This window comes from Pelagivirga sediminicola, assembly GCF_003072125.1.
Classification (GTDB): domain Bacteria; phylum Pseudomonadota; class Alphaproteobacteria; order Rhodobacterales; family Rhodobacteraceae; genus Roseovarius; species Roseovarius sediminicola.
The window spans coordinates 50167-67435 of the sequence record NZ_QCYH01000001.1; the positions used below are offsets into that span (position 1 = coordinate 50167).

The 17269-nt window shown below is 64.2% G+C and carries 14 protein-coding genes; 7 read left to right on the forward strand and 7 right to left on the reverse strand.

Features of this window, described 5'->3' with window-relative positions; all coding sequences use genetic code 11:
- Positions 1-36: 36 nt before the first annotated feature.
- Both DC366_RS00165 and prfB read left to right on the forward strand, forming a co-directional pair.
- Positions 37-2553, forward strand: a complete 2517-nt coding sequence (locus DC366_RS00165; protein WP_108690186.1) for a penicillin-binding protein 1A — start codon at positions 37-39, stop codon at positions 2551-2553.
- Between the two features lie 81 nt (positions 2554-2634).
- Positions 2635-3759, forward strand: a complete 1125-nt coding sequence (prfB, locus tag DC366_RS00170) for a peptide chain release factor 2 (protein WP_108690187.1) — start codon at positions 2635-2637, stop codon at positions 3757-3759.
- Between the two features lie 44 nt (positions 3760-3803).
- On the opposite strand, the gene DC366_RS00175 is transcribed toward prfB, so the two are convergent.
- Positions 3804-4139 (reverse strand): DUF3140 domain-containing protein, encoded by a 336-nt coding sequence (locus tag DC366_RS00175; RefSeq protein WP_108690188.1) that lies wholly within the window; start codon positions 4137-4139, stop codon positions 3804-3806.
- Between the two features lie 90 nt (positions 4140-4229).
- On the opposite strand from DC366_RS00175, the gene DC366_RS00180 reads away from it, so the two are divergent.
- On the forward strand, positions 4230-5030 hold the full coding sequence (locus tag DC366_RS00180; protein ID WP_108690189.1) for a DUF2189 domain-containing protein: 801 nt from the start codon (positions 4230-4232) through the stop codon (positions 5028-5030).
- Positions 5031-5035: 5 nt separating this feature from the next.
- On the opposite strand, the gene DC366_RS00185 is transcribed toward DC366_RS00180, so the two are convergent.
- The 3 genes from DC366_RS00185 to DC366_RS00195 form a co-directional block, all read right to left on the reverse strand.
- The gene (locus tag DC366_RS00185; protein WP_108690190.1) at positions 5036-5251 is read right to left on the reverse strand and encodes a hypothetical protein; all 216 of its coding nucleotides are present in this window, start codon (positions 5249-5251) and stop codon (positions 5036-5038) included.
- Positions 5248-6402, reverse strand: a complete 1155-nt coding sequence (locus tag DC366_RS00190) for an aromatic ring-hydroxylating oxygenase subunit alpha (protein WP_108690768.1) — start codon at positions 6400-6402, stop codon at positions 5248-5250. The genes DC366_RS00185 and DC366_RS00190 overlap by 4 nt, the downstream gene beginning before the upstream one ends.
- Before the next feature lie 107 nt (positions 6403-6509).
- Positions 6510-7331, reverse strand: a complete 822-nt coding sequence (locus tag DC366_RS00195) for a helix-turn-helix domain-containing protein (RefSeq protein WP_207768637.1) — start codon at positions 7329-7331, stop codon at positions 6510-6512.
- Positions 7332-7720: 389 nt separating this feature from the next.
- Here DC366_RS00195 and DC366_RS00200 point away from each other — a divergent pair, with 389 nt between their 5' ends.
- Positions 7721-8062 carry a hypothetical protein gene (locus DC366_RS00200; RefSeq protein ID WP_108690191.1) on the forward strand — a complete coding sequence of 114 codons (342 nt, stop codon included), beginning with the start codon at positions 7721-7723 and terminating at the stop codon, positions 8060-8062.
- 82 nt (positions 8063-8144) lie between these two features.
- On the opposite strand, the gene ilvN is transcribed toward DC366_RS00200, so the two are convergent.
- From ilvN to speB, 3 genes are all read right to left on the reverse strand, one after another.
- Positions 8145-8705 carry an acetolactate synthase small subunit gene (ilvN, locus tag DC366_RS00205; protein ID WP_108690192.1) on the reverse strand — a complete coding sequence of 187 codons (561 nt, stop codon included), beginning with the start codon at positions 8703-8705 and terminating at the stop codon, positions 8145-8147.
- Positions 8706-8790: 85 nt separating this feature from the next.
- Positions 8791-10545, reverse strand: a complete 1755-nt coding sequence (locus tag DC366_RS00210) for an acetolactate synthase 3 large subunit (protein WP_108690193.1) — start codon at positions 10543-10545, stop codon at positions 8791-8793.
- Positions 10546-10938: 393 nt separating this feature from the next.
- Positions 10939-11895: an agmatinase gene (speB, locus tag DC366_RS00215; RefSeq protein ID WP_108690194.1), complete on the reverse strand. Its 957-nt coding sequence runs from the start codon at positions 11893-11895 to the stop codon at positions 10939-10941.
- Positions 11896-12030: 135 nt separating this feature from the next.
- On the opposite strand from speB, the gene guaB reads away from it, so the two are divergent.
- From guaB to DC366_RS00230, 3 genes are all read left to right on the forward strand, one after another.
- Positions 12031-13482 (forward strand): IMP dehydrogenase, encoded by a 1452-nt coding sequence (guaB, locus tag DC366_RS00220; RefSeq protein ID WP_108690195.1) that lies wholly within the window; start codon positions 12031-12033, stop codon positions 13480-13482.
- 51 nt (positions 13483-13533) lie between these two features.
- Positions 13534-14697, forward strand: coding sequence for an RsmB/NOP family class I SAM-dependent RNA methyltransferase (locus DC366_RS00225; protein WP_108690196.1), 1164 nt, complete (start codon positions 13534-13536; stop codon positions 14695-14697).
- Positions 14698-14854: 157 nt separating this feature from the next.
- The gene (locus DC366_RS00230) at positions 14855-17101 is read left to right on the forward strand and encodes an ATP-binding protein (RefSeq protein WP_108690197.1); all 2247 of its coding nucleotides are present in this window, start codon (positions 14855-14857) and stop codon (positions 17099-17101) included.
- Positions 17102-17269: the final 168 nt, after the last annotated feature.

Below are 17269 nucleotides of genomic sequence, written 5' to 3' on the forward strand. Positions count from 1 at the left end.
CATATATGACGCGTAGAACCAAAAAGGCGGGCGTGCGTGCTTAGATTCATACTGACGTTCTTCGGGTCGATCTTCAGCCTGATCACCATGGGGGTAATGGTCGTCGCGCTCAGCATCGGCGCGATCTTCTACATCTATGGACGCGACCTGCCCAGCCATCAGAGCCTGGCCAATTACACCCCGCCCACGATCAGCCGCATCTATTCGGGCGAGGGGCGGATCATCGACGAATTCAGCCGCGAGCGCCGCCTGTTCACCCCCGCCGAGGATATTCCCCAGCTGGTGAAGGAAGCGTTCATTTCGGCCGAGGACAAGAATTTCTATACCCATGGCGGCTATGACGCGCGCGGCATCGCCGCGGCCGTGATCGAGGCGGTCAAGACGCGCGGCGCGCGGGTGCGCGGCGCATCGACCATTCCCCAGCAGGTGGTCAAGAACTTCCTTCTGTCCGGCGATCGCAAGATCGAGCGCAAGATCAAGGAAATCATACTCGCCACCCGCATCGAGGAGGCGCTGAGCAAGGAAAAGATCCTGGAGCTGTATCTGAACGAGATCTTCCTTGGTCAGAACAGCTATGGCGTGGCCGCCGCCGCGCAGACCTATTTCAACAAGCCCCTGCGCGATCTGGCCCCCCACGAGGTCGCCGTCCTGGCATCCCTTCCCGCCGAGCCGAGCAATTTTCACCCCGTGCGCAACCGCGAGAGGCTGCTGGCGCGGCGCAACTACGTGCTGCGCGAGATGCAGCAGAACGGCTATATCACCAAGGCGGTCTATGACGCAGAGATCGCGCAGCCTTTGCGCAGCGTCCAGAACGGCGATTTCGAGCCGTTCTCGGCCGATCTGCCGCCGCGCGACTATTTCACCGATGAAATCCGCCGCCAGCTGAGCCGCGATTTCGGCGAAGGCGAGTTCTTTTCGGGCGGCTTCAGCGTGCGCGCAACGGTCGATCCCGAAATGCAGGAGGAGGCGGCGATCGCCCTGCAAGGCAAGCTGGAGCAGTATGACCGCAACCTTGGCCGCTGGCGCGGGACCGGCAAGACGCTGCCCCCAGAGGCGCTGGAGAGCGAGGAGGCATGGCGCGCGGCACTGGCCGACATCAGCGTCGCGCGCGATATCGATCTGGAAAGCCACTGGTTTCCGGCCGTCATCCTTGGCATCGAGGACCAGCAGATGCGCATCGGGATCGAAAGCGTGCCGATCTCCGAGGCCGAGCCGCAGGTGATCCCGCGCGACGATATCGCGTGGCTGCCGAAGAATTTTCAGGAAACCTTCAAGGTCGGGCAGGTGGTGCATGTGCGCCGCATGACCAAGGACGGCGAATTCATCCGCTGGACCCTGCGCCAGGTGCCGCAGGTGCAGGGCGGCTTCATGGCGATGGACGTGAACACGGGCCGCGTTCTGGCCATGCAGGGCGGTTTTTCCTATCAGAACTCGGTGTTCAACCGCGCCACGCAGGCCAAGCGTCAGCCCGGCTCCAGCTTCAAACCGTTTGTCTATGCTGCCGCGCTGGACAGTGGCTACAGCCCCGCGACCATCGTGGTCGACGCCCCGATCGAGGTGAACACGCCGCAGGGCTTGTGGCGCCCGCGCAACTCGTCCAATCGCTACTATGGCCCGACGCCGCTGCGCACGGGCATCGAGCAGTCGCGGAACCTGATGACTGTCCGCCTTGCGCAGGAGGTGGGCATGGATACCGTCGCCGCCTACGCCGAACGCTTTGGCGTTTATGACAACATGGGGCCGTATCTGGCCAACGCGCTGGGGTCCGAGGAATCGACCGTTTACAAGATGGTGGCCGCCTATGCGATGTTCGCCAATGGCGGCGAGCGGGTGGAGCCGACGTTGGTGGACCGGGTGCAGGACCGCTATGGCCGCACGGTCTACCGCCATGACGAGCGCACCTGCACCGATTGCGACGATCCGCGCATCGCGCCGGGCCGCGCCCCGCGCATCGTGTCCAACCGCGAGCGGGTGATCGACGCGATCACCGCTTATCAGCTGACCTCGATGATGCGCGGCGTGGTCGAGCGCGGCACGGCGGCAGGCAACGTCAACCTGTCCGTGCCCGTCGCGGGCAAGACCGGCACCACCAACGATGCGCGCGATGTGTGGTTCATCGGCTTTACCAGCAATATCGTCGCGGGCTGCTATATCGGCTATGACCAGCCGCGCAGCCTGGGGCGCAGCGCTTACGGCGCCGGCATGTGCGGTCCGGTCTTTACCCAGTTCATGCGCAAGGCGACGGCCAAATACGGCGGCGGCGAATTCGCGGTGCCCCCCGGCGGCCATTTCATCAAGATCGACCGGCGCACCGGCGCGCGTCTGCCCGATGACGCCTCCGGCCCCAGCGTGGTGGCCGAGTATTTCCGCGATGGCGAGGATCCGATGTTTGGCCTGATGTTCGATGGCGGCTTTGCCATGGGCAACGATCTGGAGCTGTTCCGCGATGGCGAGGACGAGCAGATCCGCGACGTGACCACCTCCAGCGGGCGCACCGGGCAGGTGGGCGAAAAGGCGACGTTCGGCTCGATGTCCTCCGGCGGGCTCTACTGACAGGCGTCCGGGCGGGCGGCAGGCGCTTGCCCGCCGCCGCCCGCTGCGGTATCAGGCGCGCATCCCAGCAGGAAAACCCATATGCGCGCCGAAATACAGAACATCACTCAGCAGATTGAGACGTCGCTGGAGCTTTTGCGCCAGCGTCTGGGATGGGAGACCGCCCAGCACCGGCTGGAGGAGTTCAACGCGCGGGTCGAGGATCCGAACCTGTGGGATGATCCGGTCAAGGCGCAGAAACTGATGCGCGAGCGCCAGGCGCTGGTCGACGCGCTGGAGACACATGACGCGATCCAGGCCGAGCTTTCGGACAATATCGAGCTGATCGAAATGGGCGAGGCCGAGGATGACGCCGACATCGTCGCCGAGGCCGAAACCGCGCTGAAAGCGCTTGGCAAGCGCGCGGCCAAGAAGGAGCTGGAGGCGCTGCTGAACGGCGAGGCGGATGCCAACGACACGTTCCTTGAAATCCACGCCGGCGCGGGCGGCACCGAAAGCTGCGACTGGGCCGGGATGCTGGCGCGGATGTATGTCCGCTGGGCCGAGAAGCGCGGCTTTACCGTCGATCTTCAGGCCGAGCAATCGGGCGACGAGGCCGGCATCAAATCGGCCACCTACAAGATCGCCGGGCACAACGCCTATGGCTGGCTCAAGTCCGAATCCGGCGTGCACCGCCTTGTGCGCATCAGCCCCTTCGATTCGGCGGCCAAGCGGCACACCTCCTTTTGCTCGGTCTGGGTCTATCCGGTGATCGACGACGATATCGATATCGAGGTGAACCCCGCCGATATCCGCATCGACACCTATCGCAGTTCCGGCGCGGGCGGGCAGCATGTGAACACCACCGACTCGGCCGTGCGGATCACGCACCATCCCACCGGGATCGTCGTGACAAGTTCCGAGAAATCGCAGCACCAGAACCGTGATATCGCCATGAAGGCGCTGAAATCGCGGCTTTATCAGTTGGAGCTGGACCGCCGCAACGCCGCCATCAACGAGGCGCATGACGCCAAGGGCGACGCAGGCTGGGGCAACCAGATCCGCAGCTACGTGTTGCAGCCCTACCAGATGGTCAAGGACCTGCGCACGCTGCACGAGACGTCCGACACCAAGGGCGTGCTGGACGGCGATCTGGACCCGTTCATGGCCGCGACGCTTGCCATGGATGTCAGCGGCAAGAGCCGGGCAGAGGCGCAGGGCGACTGACCGGGCAAATTGAGTATTTTTCCCAAGATGAAGGCCCCCCCGCGCTACTTCAGCGGGTCGTGGCCCCAGTTCATCAGCGAATAGCGCCAGTCGGAATGTTCGGTGTCATTGTCCGGGCCGCCCTGGGCCAGGTGGCGCTTGATATAGCCGACGACCTTGGCCATGTGGTCCCATTGATCTTGGCTCAGATCATCCTTGTTCGTTCGCTTGATCCGGACGATGCGGCGGCCTGACGCGTGGCCGGTGGATTCGCCCTGATCGCTGTCTCCGACCGATTTCGACGCATCGGTTTCCAGCCAATCCTCCAGCTCCTGCGGCGCCATGTTCACAAGATCGCGCCATTCGCGCCAGATCTCTTCCTGGGATTTGGACGATGACATGGGACAATTCCTTTCGTTATGGTGATGTCTTGCGGGGGTAACTGTACAGCTTGCCCAAAGTTTCACGGCGCGCATTGCAGGAGGGCAGGGATGCAGGAGAGGGACGCAACCGCGCTGGAGGGCGCGCTGCCTGAAATGGGGGTGCCGGAACTGGGCACGCCCGATCTGGCGATGCTGCGCGAGGCGCTGCGCCGCGGCTGGCGCGACATGACGCGCGCGCCGGGATATGCGGTGGTCTTTGCCGGGGTTTACGTGGCGATCGGGTGGCTGATGGTCTGGGTCACGGTGGCGACGGGGCATACCTATTGGCTGACCTTCGCGGCCGTCAGTTTCCCGCTGATCGGGCCATTCGCGGCCGTGGGGCTTTACGAGGTCAGCAACCGGCTGGAGCAGCGGTTGCCGCTGACACCCGGCGCGATCTTCGGCGTCATCCGGCGACAGGGGCAGCGACAGCTGCCGTCGATCTGCGTCATCATCGTGATGGCGTTCCTGTTCTGGTTCTTCATCGCGCACATGATCTTTGCGCTGTTCATGGGCTTTTCGACGATGACGAATGTGTCCACGTCCTTTCAGATCTACCTGACGCCCGAAGGCATGGGGATGCTGGTGGTGGGCAGCGTCGTCGGCGGGCTGTTCGCGCTGCTGATCTACATGATCACCGTGATCGCGCTGCCGCTGCTTCTGGACCGGGAGGTGGATTTCGTCACCGCGATGATCACCAGCTTTGGCGTGGTCATCGCGCATCCCGTGGTGATGCTGGGCTGGGCATTGTTCATCGCGGTGGCGACGTTTCTCGCGCTCTTACCGGGCTTCCTGGGCCTTTTCATCGTGCTGCCGCTGCTGGGCCACGCGACATGGCACCTCTACCGGCTGCTGTGCGAGGCGGGCTGAGCGCGCTATTCCTCGCGCCCGTGACGCACAAGGCGCCGGTGCAGATGCCGGGCCTGCGGCGCGCCGGCCTCCAGCGCAAAGACATAGGCGTGGGTCAGGTAAAAGCAGGACGCGTCCAGATCATTGGCGCAATCGGCGGCCTCGGTATAAAGCGCGATCAGCGCGGCCGGATCGGGACGCGCATGCGCATCCAGCATGCGGCTATGCAGATCGCCGCTCATTCCGCTGCCTGCTTCAGCCCGCGATGCGCCTCGACCTTGCCGGCCACCCAAGCGTGGAAGCAATGCGTCGGGCTGTCCATCACGGGCGAAAAACGGCCGCCGTCGAACTGCGTCACATGGCGGCCCTTCTGCATGCCCTCGACAACGAAGATGTCCTCCTCGAAGACGCCTTTCCACAGCTGGGTGTTGCGCATCTTGAGCCCGTCGTCGGCGGCGGGAACGGCATAGTAGATATGCACATGCTCGGCCGTCCGCTCGGGGCCTTGCGGCTCAAGGATGATGGCATAGGCGTGATCGCGGTGCGCGCCCAGCAGAACGTTGGGATAGACGGCGATGTACTCGGCCTGCTCGTTCCACTTGGCGCCGACATCCTCGAAATCGGGGAACCTGTCGCCATCCTCATTGGTCAGCTGGCGGTAGACCATCGTGCCTTGACCGGAATAGGCCGCAGGCTCTTCGATGTGATAGTGATCCTCCAGCCGCGAATAGCTGTTGAGGCCGGGATGCACCCAAGGCAGATGATAGCTTTCGCAGTAATTCTCGACCGCCAGTTTCCAGTTGCATTGCACCTCCAGCGTGAAGCGGCTGCCATGGCCGCCGTGGTGCAGCGGCAGGTCGAAATCGCGCCAGCGCTCGATGATATGCGACATGGCTGTTTCGAATTCGGGCGCATCGCCGGACAGGTTGATCCAGACCACATCGCGCCAGACATGGGCGCGCACCTCGTTCAGGCCCAGCTCGCTGCGCTTGATCGCCGCATGGGTGTTCTGGCCCGGCCCGCCGACATGGGGTGTCGAGACCAGCTCGCCCTTGGTCGAGTAGCACCATGAATGATAAGGGCAGCGGATCGCGCCCTCGATCTTGCGGGGGGCATCCACCAGGATCATGCCGCGGTGGCGGCAGATGTTCTGAAACACACGCACATCGCCGTCCTTGTCGCGGATCAGCAGCAGGGGCATGCCAAGGAACGTCAGCGGGACGGCATCGCCCGGCTCGGGCACGTCCGCGGCGACGGCAAGCCCGGCCCATTGCGAAAAGAGCAGCGCGTGCTTTTCTTCCTCGAACACGGCGGGATCGATGTAATGCGCGTTCGGCAGGCCGTTGGCGCGGTCCACGGATGTCCGGACGTTCGACAGGTCGGTCAGGGTCATGTCAGGCTCCATTGGCGATCAGTGACGCAGCCAGCTAAGCAGGGATTTGCCGGCGCGGACCGAACGGACGCGACGTGACTTTGCTCACTGCGACATGAATGGCGTTTTCAGCGAAAGGGCTGGTCCAGCCGCAACAGGCGCGCGTGGAAGGGCGGCACGGCTTCGCGCGCGATCAGCCCGGTGGTGCGCGCGGTGGCGATGATCGTGGTCATATCGTCGCCCAGATGCTCGTACACCATGCGCGCGGCGCGGATGCCGCTGACACGTTCGCGGACCGTGCGGGTGACATAGCCTTCCCACAGGTTGCGCTGAAACGACGTGTCCTGCGCAAGGAAATTGAACGAGCAGGCCATCGAATTGCGGTGGGTGACGATCATCATGAGGCCTTCCTCCTGCCGCATGACGATGCCGCGATACTCGCGGTCGCGCGGTGCGGTGGACAGGCCCTGTTTGCGCAAGGCCTCGCGCGGCTCGTAGCCGCGCAGGAACGTATAACCGTCCTCGCGGTGGATCAGCACCAGCCCCATGACGAACATCTCCTCGTCGATGAAGCTGCGGCGCACGAAACGATAGACGCCATTGGGAAAGATCTCCTTGGGCACTCCGATCGGCGCGCCGCCGAAGAATCCGGCAAGGGCGGGATGACCCAGCAGATCATAGGACGCGCGGCTGAGACCGCTTGCGCGCTCCAGGAGGATCCGCGCATCCGTACCGAAGAACTGGCAGATGCGATGCAAAACGTCCGGGCGCGGAAAGCTCTCGCCGCTGAGATAGCGATTGAATTGCGTCCGGTTGATTCCCAGATCCCGGCACATCCCGGCGACCGAGGGGTATTCGGCGCTGAGCATGCGCAGGTTTTCGCCGAATATCGCCCGCAAACGGGCCGGGTCGGTCTGGGTGTCACCTTGGCGACTCGGGGTGTCCGTCATGCCGGGATTCGGGGCCGCGCGGGGCCTTCGCGTGACACAAATACCCTGCAATGCCAGAATGTTGGCCGGTTGAAAAGGGTGTCGCGCTGTGTCATCGCCGTCTGTCTCATACCTTGCGGGGCGGGTGCTGCCACGTGCCATCTGACCATGTTCGCAGCAGCTTGTCACTGTGCTGACGCGCATTGGCGTCAGATTTTGACGGGCATGACACAAAAAGGGCATGTGCGATGCGCATTAAGACATGGCGCAACGCTGCATAACATCCCAATTTGGATGCAGGGAATGCCCCGGGCGGAAAGGCTTAGCAAGCGTCAAATGCGCCGCGGGGCAGCATCGAGTATGGCGCATTGGCAGGGCGCCAGAAGACGGAAAGAATTGGGGATCAATATATGTATGGAGTCGTTCTGTGGGCTGACGCGCGTCAAAATCGCGCTGTCATCTGGTGCGAGGATCACGGGGATCTGGCGTTCTACAAGGGCGCCAAGGACGGCGATTCCGGGATGACGGCCGGCGATCTGGTCGAGTTTGAGCTGCGCGATTGCGGCGACATGCGGCTTGCGGACATGCCGCGCCTCGTAACCCGGCGCAGCCATCCCACGCTGAACGCAGAGCTGAAGAAAGCGGGCGCGCGGATGCGCCCGGGCAGGTCCGCGCCGCCGGTTGCGGCCAATTATGGCACTCCGGCCGAGATCATCCCGTTCGAGCGGGCGCGCCTTCTGGCGTCAGCCTGACATTTTGACGCCGCGCAGCCATTGAAAAGGGCGGACCCGCCAAGGTCCGCCCTTCATCGTTCCGGCACCAAGGCCGTAGCCGTCAGGCGCCGCGCGGCAGGGCCGCGATGCCGGTGCGGGCAAGATCGGACAGGCCCAAGGGGCGCATCAGATCGGCGAAGGCGCCGATTTTCTCGGACGTGCCGGTGATTTCGAAGGTGAAGCTGTCCAGCGTGCTGTCCACCACGTTCGCGCGGAAAATATCCGCGAGACGCAGCGCCTCGACGCGTTTCTCGCCCTCGCCGTTGACCTTCAGCAGGGCCAGTTCGCGCTCGACCGCGCGGCCCTCGACCGTCAGATCGCGCACCCGGTGGACGGGAACGATGCGGCCGAGTTGCGCCTTGATCTGCTCGATCACCTGCGGCGTGCCGGTGGTGACGATGGTGATGCGGCTGGTATGCCCCTCGTGGTCGATCTCGGCCACGGTGAGGCTGTCGATGTTATAGCCGCGCCCGGAAAAGAGGCCGATGACGCGGGCCAGAACGCCGGCCTCGTTGTCGACGATGACGGCGAGGGTATGGCTCTCCTCGATATCCGAGAAGTTGGGGCGCAGGTTATAGGCCGAATGCTTGTTCGAGCCTTTCTTGATGTTCAGTGCGGACATTGCCTTGTCTCCTTTGCAGCTGCGCCCCCGGGGGCGCGATTTTTCTGCGAAAAATCCTTTGGGTGGCGTGGGATGCGCGCCGCTCTTAAACCATTACCGCGCCCTTGGAGCCGATCGCATCCTTGGTCGACGCCTCGCCCAGCAGCATCTTGTTATGCGGCTCGCCCGAGGGGATCATCGGGAAGCAGTTCTCGTGCTTTTCCACGAGGCAATCGAAGATCACCGGGCCGTCGTAATTGATCATCTCCATGATCGCATCGTCCAGATCGGCGGGGTCCGAGCAGCGGATGCCCTTGGCGCCGAAGGCTTCGGCCAGTTTCACGAAATCGGGCAGGGCCTCGGACCAGCTGTGCGAATAGCGCTCGCCATGCAGAAGCTCCTGCCACTGGCGCACCATGCCGAGGCGTTCGTTGTTGAGGATGAACTGCTTGACGGGCAGGCGGAACTGGATCGCGGTGCCCATCTCCTGCATGTTCATCAGCCAGCTTGCCTCGCCCGCCACGTTGATGACCAGCGCATCGCGATGCGCCATCTGCACGCCGATGGACGCCGGAAATCCGTAGCCCATCGTGCCAAGCCCGCCCGACGTCATCCAGCGGTTCGGATCCTCGAAGCCGAGATATTGCGCCGCCCACATCTGATGCTGGCCGACCTCGGTGGTGATATAGCGGTCATGGCCCTTGGTCAGCGCCTCAAGCCGCGCGAGGGCATGTTGCGGCTTGATCGTCGGGCCGTCCTGCTTGAAGCTGAGGCAATCGACCTTGCGCCACTCGTCGATGCGGGCGTTCCACTTGGCGATGGCCTCGGCGTTCACCTTGCGGCCGCGCGATTTCCAGACCTTCAGCAGATCCTCCAGCACATGGGCGATGTCGCCGACGATGGGAATGTCGGCCTTGATCACCTTGTTGATCGAGGAAGGGTCGATGTCGATATGCGCCTTTTTCGAGCCGGGGCTGAAGGCGTCCAGCCGCCCGGTGATGCGGTCGTCAAAGCGCGCGCCGATATTGATCATCAGATCGCAATCATGCATCGCCATGTTCGCCTCATAAAGGCCGTGCATGCCCAGCATCCCCAGCCAGTGCTTGCCGCTGGCGGGATAGGCACCAAGGCCCATGAGCGTCGAGGTGATCGGGATGCCCGTCGCATCCACCAGTTCGCGCAAAAGCTGGCTGGCCGCGGGGCCGGAGTTGATGACGCCGCCGCCGGTGTAGAAGACGGGGCGTTTCGCGGTCTCCAGCGCCGCCACCAGTTCGGTGATGGCATCCAGATCGCCCTTGACCTGCGGCTGATAGTGGCCGGTGCGCACCTTTTGCGGCGGCGTGTAGATGGCGGAGGCGAATTGCACATCCTTCGGGATATCCACCAGCACCGGGCCGGGGCGGCCGGCGGTGGCGACATGGAACGCCTCGTGGATGATCGCGGACAGCTTGGCCGTATCCTTGACCAGCCAGTTGTGTTTGGTGCAGGGGCGCGTGATGCCGACGGTATCGGCCTCCTGAAACGCGTCCGAGCCGATCATGAAGGTGGGCACCTGTCCGGTCAGCACGACGATCGGGATCGAGTCCAGCAGCGCATCGGTCAGGCCCGTCACCGCGTTGGTCGCGCCCGGCCCGGAAGTGACCAGCACTACGCCCGGCTTGCCGGTGGAGCGCGCATAGCCCTCGGCCGCATGGACCGCGCCCTGCTCGTGGCGCACCAGGATGTGCTGGATGCCGTTTTGCTGGAATACCTCGTCATAGATCGGCAGGACAGCGCCGCCGGGATAGCCAAAGACGACGTCCACGCCCTGGTCCTTGAGGGCCTGAACCACCATTTTCGCTCCGGTCATCTGACGTGTCATCGCTTTGCTCCGTTCATGACATCAATTCGCTTGCGCGCATAAAAAAGCCCCCGTTTTGGCGGGGGCGCATGGGGGGATCCTCAGGGTGCCTGACTAGCGGCCCATGCGCGTTTTCCCGGTGATTACTACGAGCGGCTCCATTGGACCATTCCTTTATGCGTGCGAGGCGGACATTATGGCCGCCGCCGGGGCGCGTCAAGCGCATGGCGCGGATAAAGTGTCGCAGGAGGGCGCCGATCTTTGCATTTGTTGCGTTTTGCCGTCAGGTTTTGATCGTTGGACCCGCCGGACGCCCCCGGCGGGAGTATTTTGGCCAAGATGAAGGCGGGCCGAGCGGCGTCCGGCGGTCGCGCGGCGTCTGAACCCACGGGTCTTGGATCAAGAGAGGGCGCCTTATCCGCGCCGCGCATGCATGATGAAGCCGAGGAGATTCAGCAGCACCTGCGCCGCCAGCACCGAGGTGGTGTCGCCCGCGTCATAGGCCGGGGCGACCTCGACCAAATCGATGCCGACGATCTCATGCGCTTTCGCGACGGTCTGCAGCAGCTCCAGCACCTCGTAATAGAGAAAGCCGCCATGGCTGGGCGTGCCGGTGCCGGGGGCGATGGAGGGGCAGAACCCGTCGATATCGAGCGTGATATAGACGCGCGCGCCCTTGGGGATGCGCGCCGCCAGCGCCTCGGTGCCCATGGCACGCGTCTGGCGGACCGAGACGATGTCGGCGCCCATGGCGCGGGCGGCGTCATAGCCGTCCTTCGCGGTAGAGCTGACGTTGCGGATGCCGACCTGCGTGAGGCCGGTGACGTAAGGTTTTTCGGCGGCGCGGCGCATCGGGTTGCCGTGCCCGTTGCGCACGCCGTGCCGTTCGTCCACGAAATCGAGATGCGCGTCGATCTGCAGGATGTGGATGTCGCCGCGCCCTTCAAAGGCGTCGATGCAGGGGATGTTGATCGAGTGATCGCCGCCGATGACGACGGGCAGGGCGCCGGCATCAAGGATCGCACGCACCCCGGACGCGATGTTGGCGTGGCTTTGCGCGGTGTCGGTGTGGATGATGTCGGCGTCGCCGATATCGACGATGCGCACGTCCGAGGGCAGGTAGGTCACGTCATCCTCGTGATCGTAGGCGCCGCCATGGCCAAAGCTGAAGAGGGTCGACGCCTCGCGCACCGCACGCGGCCCGAAACGCGCGCCGGGGCGAAACTGCGTGCCGCCGTCGAAGGGCGCGCCGAGGATGGCGATATCGGCGTCGATGGCGCTCCAGTCCTCGACATAGGGGCGCTTGCCGAAGGTCGAGATGCCGACGAAGGGCAGGTTCATCCGCCCGGTATCGTAGTCATGTCCGCTCATGCCGAAATCTCCGCTGTTGTCTGCGCCATCAGGTAGCCATCGCCCGCGCCCGCAGGCAAGGCACCTTTTGCCTTTCGCCCCGGTTGTATCCGTGAAATAGGGAATGGCCAAACGATCTGTTCATGGAGAAACGTGATGAAGATTCGTGAGGCTTTGACCTTCGATGATGTGCTTCTGGTTCCCGCCGCCTCGACCGTGCTGCCCAGCACCGCCGATGTTCGCACGCAGGTGACCAAATCGATTTCGCTGACAATTCCGCTGCTCAGCTCGGCCATGGACACGGTGACCGAGGCGCGCATGGCGATCTGCATGGCGCAGTTCGGCGGCATGGGCGTGATCCACCGCAATTTCGACGTGGAGCGCCAGGCGGCCGAGGTGCGGCAGGTCAAGCGGTTCGTGTCCGGAATCGTCTATAACCCGATCACCCTGACGCCGAACCAGACGCTGGCCGACGCCAAGGCGCTGCAGGAGCAGTACAACGTCACCGGATTTCCGGTGGTGGACGGATCGGGCCGTGTCGTCGGGATCGTCACGAACCGCGACATGCGCTTCGCGCAGGACGCCGACACGCCGGTGAGCGTGATGATGACCTCGGACGATCTGGCGATCCTGCACGAGCCCGCCGATCTGGAAGAGGCGAAATCGCTGATGAAGGCGCGGCGCATCGAAAAGCTGCTGGTCACGGACGGGGCGGGCAAGCTGACCGGCCTTCTGACGCTGAAGGATACCGAGCAGGCGGTGCTGAACCCCTCGGCCTGCAAGGACCGGCTGGGCCGTCTGCGCGTGGCCGCCGCGACCACTACCGGCGATGCCGGGTTCGAGCGGACCGAGGCGCTGATCGATGCGGGCTGCGACATGATCGTGATCGACACCGCGCATGGCCACTCCTCCGGCGTGGCCGAGGCGGTGCGCCGCGCCAAGAAGATGGCCGGGGAGACGCAGATCGTGGCCGGCAACGTCGCCACGGGCGACGCGGTGCGCGCGCTGATCGACGCGGGCGCCGATGCCGTCAAGGTCGGCATCGGGCCGGGCAGCATCTGCACCACGCGCATGGTTGCCGGTGTCGGCGTGCCGCAGCTGACCGCGATCATGGATTGCGTGGCGGCCGCGGGCGACGTGCCCATCATCGCCGATGGCGGCATCAAGTTCTCGGGCGATTTTGCCAAGGCGATCGCCGCCGGCGCCTCCTGCGCCATGGTCGGCAGCATGATCGCCGGCACTGACGAGGCGCCCGGCGAAATGATCCTGTTCCAGGGCCGCTCCTACAAGGCATATCGCGGGATGGGCAGCCTTGGTGCCATGGCGCGCGGCAGCGCCGACCGCTACTTCCAGAAGGACGCCGCCAGTGACAAGCTGGTCCCCGAGGGCATCGAGGGGCAGGTGCCCTACAAGGGCTCGGCCGGCGCGGTCATTCATCAGCTGGTCGGCGGTTTGCGCGCCGCGATGGGCTATACCGGCTGCGGCACGATTGCCGAGATGCGCCGCGATTGCGAGTTCGTGCGCATCACTGGAGCCGGGCTGAGCGAGAGCCATGTGCATGACGTTCAGATAACGCGCGAGTCGCCGAACTATCGGATAGGATCGTAACATCAAGATGTTGCTGGCGGTTCTTCATGTTGCTTTGTCGGACGCTCGCGGATGACCCCCGGCGCCCGCGTTCTGGCGGCGATCGAGGTGCTGGATTTGATCGCAGCGGGCACCGTCGCTGAAAAGGCGCTGATCGGCTGGGCGCGGCGGTCGCGCTTTGCCGGATCGGGTGACCGGGCGGCCGTGCGCGATCACGTGTTTCAGGCGCTGCGCTGCTGGCGATCCTATGCCGTGCTCGGCGGGGCCGAGACGGGGCGCGCGCGCATGATCGGCGCTTTGCGCGCCGCGGGCGACGATCCGGCGGCGCTTTTTACCGGCGAAGGCTATGCCCCCGCGCCCCTGAGCGCGGACGAGCGCGCCGCCGGTGCGCAGCCAACCGGCGCGGATGCCTGCGACATGCCGGACTGGCTCTTGGCGGAATTTCACGCATCGCTTGGACCCAGTGCCGAGCAGACGGTCATGGCCCTGCGGGAGCGCGCGCCCGTCATGTTGCGGGTCAATCGCCGAAAGGCTGACGTGACGGGCGCCATCGACGCATTGGCGCATGAGAGGATCATCAGCGCTTCTCACCCCGTCGCCGAGACGGCGCTGACTGTCTCCGAAGGCGCCCGGCGAGTGGCTCAGAGCCGCGCCTATCACGACGGGCTGGTCGAGCTTCAGGACGGATCGAGCCAGGCGGCGATGGACGGTATCGATCTGTCTGGGGCGAAAACCATCCTTGATTACTGCGCCGGTGGCGGCGGCAAGGCGCTGGCCTTGGCGGCGCGCAGTGATGCCCGCATCTTTGCGCATGATATCGATCCCGGGCGCATGCAGGATCTGCCGGAGCGCGCGGCGCGGGCCGGGGTGCGGATCGAGCCTCTGAACACATTACCTTCGCCCGATAAGCATCTGTTTGATATCGTCTTATGCGACGCTCCCTGTTCAGGAAGCGGCACCTGGCGCCGCACGCCAGAAGCGAAATGGAGCCTTACGCCCGCAAGGCTGTCCGAACTGACCGAAATTCAGGCGCAGATCCTGACCGAGGCCGCACCGCTGGTGGCGCCGGGGGGGCAGCTGATCTATGCGACCTGCTCGGTTTTGGCGGCCGAGAACGAGGCGCAGATTGACGCGTTTCTGGCGGCGACGCCCGGCTGGGTGCGGCGAAAAACCCACAGGTTCGACGTGACCGATGGTGGCGATGGCTTCTTCGTGGCGCATCTTGGGCGCGATTGATACGATCCTGCGCAACCCAAGCGGGCAATCCGACCGGCGTTAAGTCGGAATTAAGGGATTTGCACCACTAGTTTGGGAAACGAGTCGCAGTGCAGGGCTTTCAGGTTTGACCATTTCCTCGACGACACTTGACCCGATCAAGCGGGCGGCGGCGCAGATGAGGCCGCATGCCGGGCTGGTTTTGGGTTCGGCCATTTTGTTCGCGATATCCGCGTTCCTGATCCGGCCTGGGCTGGAACAGCAGGTGATGGCGCTTGTTGCATTGATGCTGGGGTTCAGCGCAGGCTGGATCTTCCTGCTGTCCTGGGTCGAGGACCGCGCCGGTGCGCGTGCAGAGGGATCCGTCCGCACCCTGATCGAGCATGACGCGGCGCCCAGCGTGCTGACCGGGCCGGATGGCGGGATCGTCTATTGCAACGACGCGGCCGAGCGGACCTACAAGGCGCGGCGCTGCCCGACATTGGCCGCTGCGCTGCAGCCGCTGATCGCCAATCCCGGCGCGCTTCTCTACAGGCTGCAGACACGCGCCGGTGCACGCGGATCGGCCCATGAGGATGTCGTTACGGGCTCGGGCCACGTGCGCCTGTCGGTGCACAAGTCCGGCACCGATGCGATGCTTTGGCGGATCGAGAAATCGGCCGACATGGCCGCGCGGCGCAGCGACGCGGTTCCGCTGCCGATGCTGACTGTGGGACGCAACAACGCGATCCTTTTCATGAATGACGCAGCCCGGCTGCTGATCGGTGAGCGGGCGCGCACGCTGGACCGCATCTGTCCGGCGTTGCCGCTGCGGACCGGGCAGATGAACGACATCAGCACGCAGACCGGCCCGCAGCCATGCCTCGTGGTTGAGCTGGAAGGCATCGCCGGGCGCCGTGAGGTGTTCCTGCTGCCCGGTCTGGCCGAGCATGCGCCGACGAAAACCGGGTGGACCTTCTTTGACGATCTGCCCGTGCCGCTGCTGAAGCTGACCCGGGACGGAACGATCCAGCAAAGCAATCAGCCCGCGAACGATCTGCTGGGCTGCGATGCCTCGACGGGGCGTCAGATTACCGACCTTCTGGAAGGGTTGGGGCGGTCGATCCCCGACTGGCTGGAGGATGCCGCACTGGCCCGCGGCGCGCTTCACTCAGAATTCTTGCGGGTGCGCCGCTCCGATCGCGAGGTTTTCATACAGGTCACCCTGAACCGCGCCTTCGAGGACGGCGAGCCCGTGCTGATCGCGGTGTTGAATGACGCAACACAACTGAAATCCCTGGAGGCGCAGTTCGTCCAGTCGCAAAAAATGCAGGCGATCGGACAATTGGCCGGCGGGGTCGCGCATGATTTCAACAACCTGCTGACGGCGATTTCCGGTCATTGCGACCTGCTGCTGCTGCGCCATGACCAAGGCGATTCGGACTATGGTGACCTGCTGCAGATCCATCAGAATGCCAATCGGGCGGCGTCATTGGTGAACCAGTTGCTGGCCTATTCGCGCAAACAGACACTGCGCCCCGAAGTCATGGATCTGCGCGACGCGATGTCCGATCTGACCCACCTTCTGAACCGTCTGGTCGGTGAAAAGGTGGTGCTGTCGTTGAACCATGATCCGACATTGTCGTCGATCCGTGCGGACAAACGCCAGTTCGAGCAGGTCGTGATGAATCTCGTCGTCAATGCGCGCGATGCGATGCCGGATGGCGGCGAAATCAGGATCGAGACGCGCAACATCACGTTGGATGCCCCGATGCATCGGGACCGCGCCGAGGTTTCCGCCGGCCCGTGGGTTCGGATCAGCGTGACGGATGAGGGCACGGGGATTCCGGCGGACCGGCTGCAAAAGGTGTTCGAGCCGTTTTTCACCACGAAACGGACCGGAGAGGGCACCGGGCTGGGGCTTTCGACGGCCTATGGGATCGTGAAACAGACCGGCGGTTTCATATTTGCCGACAGCGAGGAAGGTGTTGGCACCACGTTTTTCCTGATGTTCCCGGCGCATGAGACGGTCGCCCCGCGCGCCGGTGCGAAGCCCGCGGCGCAGATCGAAGCGGCCTCGGCCGAAGGGCTGGTGCTGCTCGTGGAAGATGAGGCACCTGTTCGCGCCTTTGCGTCGCGCGCGTTGCAGATGCGGGGATTCACGGTTCTGGAGGCGGAATCGGCCGAGGAAGCGCTTGAAATCCTGCAGGACGAGACGATCTGCGTCGATGTCTTCGTGACCGATGTGGTCATGCCGGGCATGGATGGCCCCAGTTGGGTGCAGGAAGCGATGAAGACGCGGCCGGATACACGTGTGGTTTTTGTGTCCGGGTATGCCGAAGAGGATTTCGGCGACACCCAGGCGCGCATTCCCAACTCCGTTTTCCTGCCAAAGCCGTTTTCCCTGACCGAGCTGACCGATATCGTCCAGCGCCAGATGCAGTGACCGCCTCGCCGGAGCGGCGACTGCGCGCTGTTTGGCTGTCTCTCGGCGATCGCGGAGCAGCATGTATAGATGGCGAACATTTTAGCTGGGCTGGTTATCTTGGGATCGAGGCCGCACGCATTAGGCAGTGACAGCGAGCCGTTCCGCGTGAATAATGCCCGAAACAGG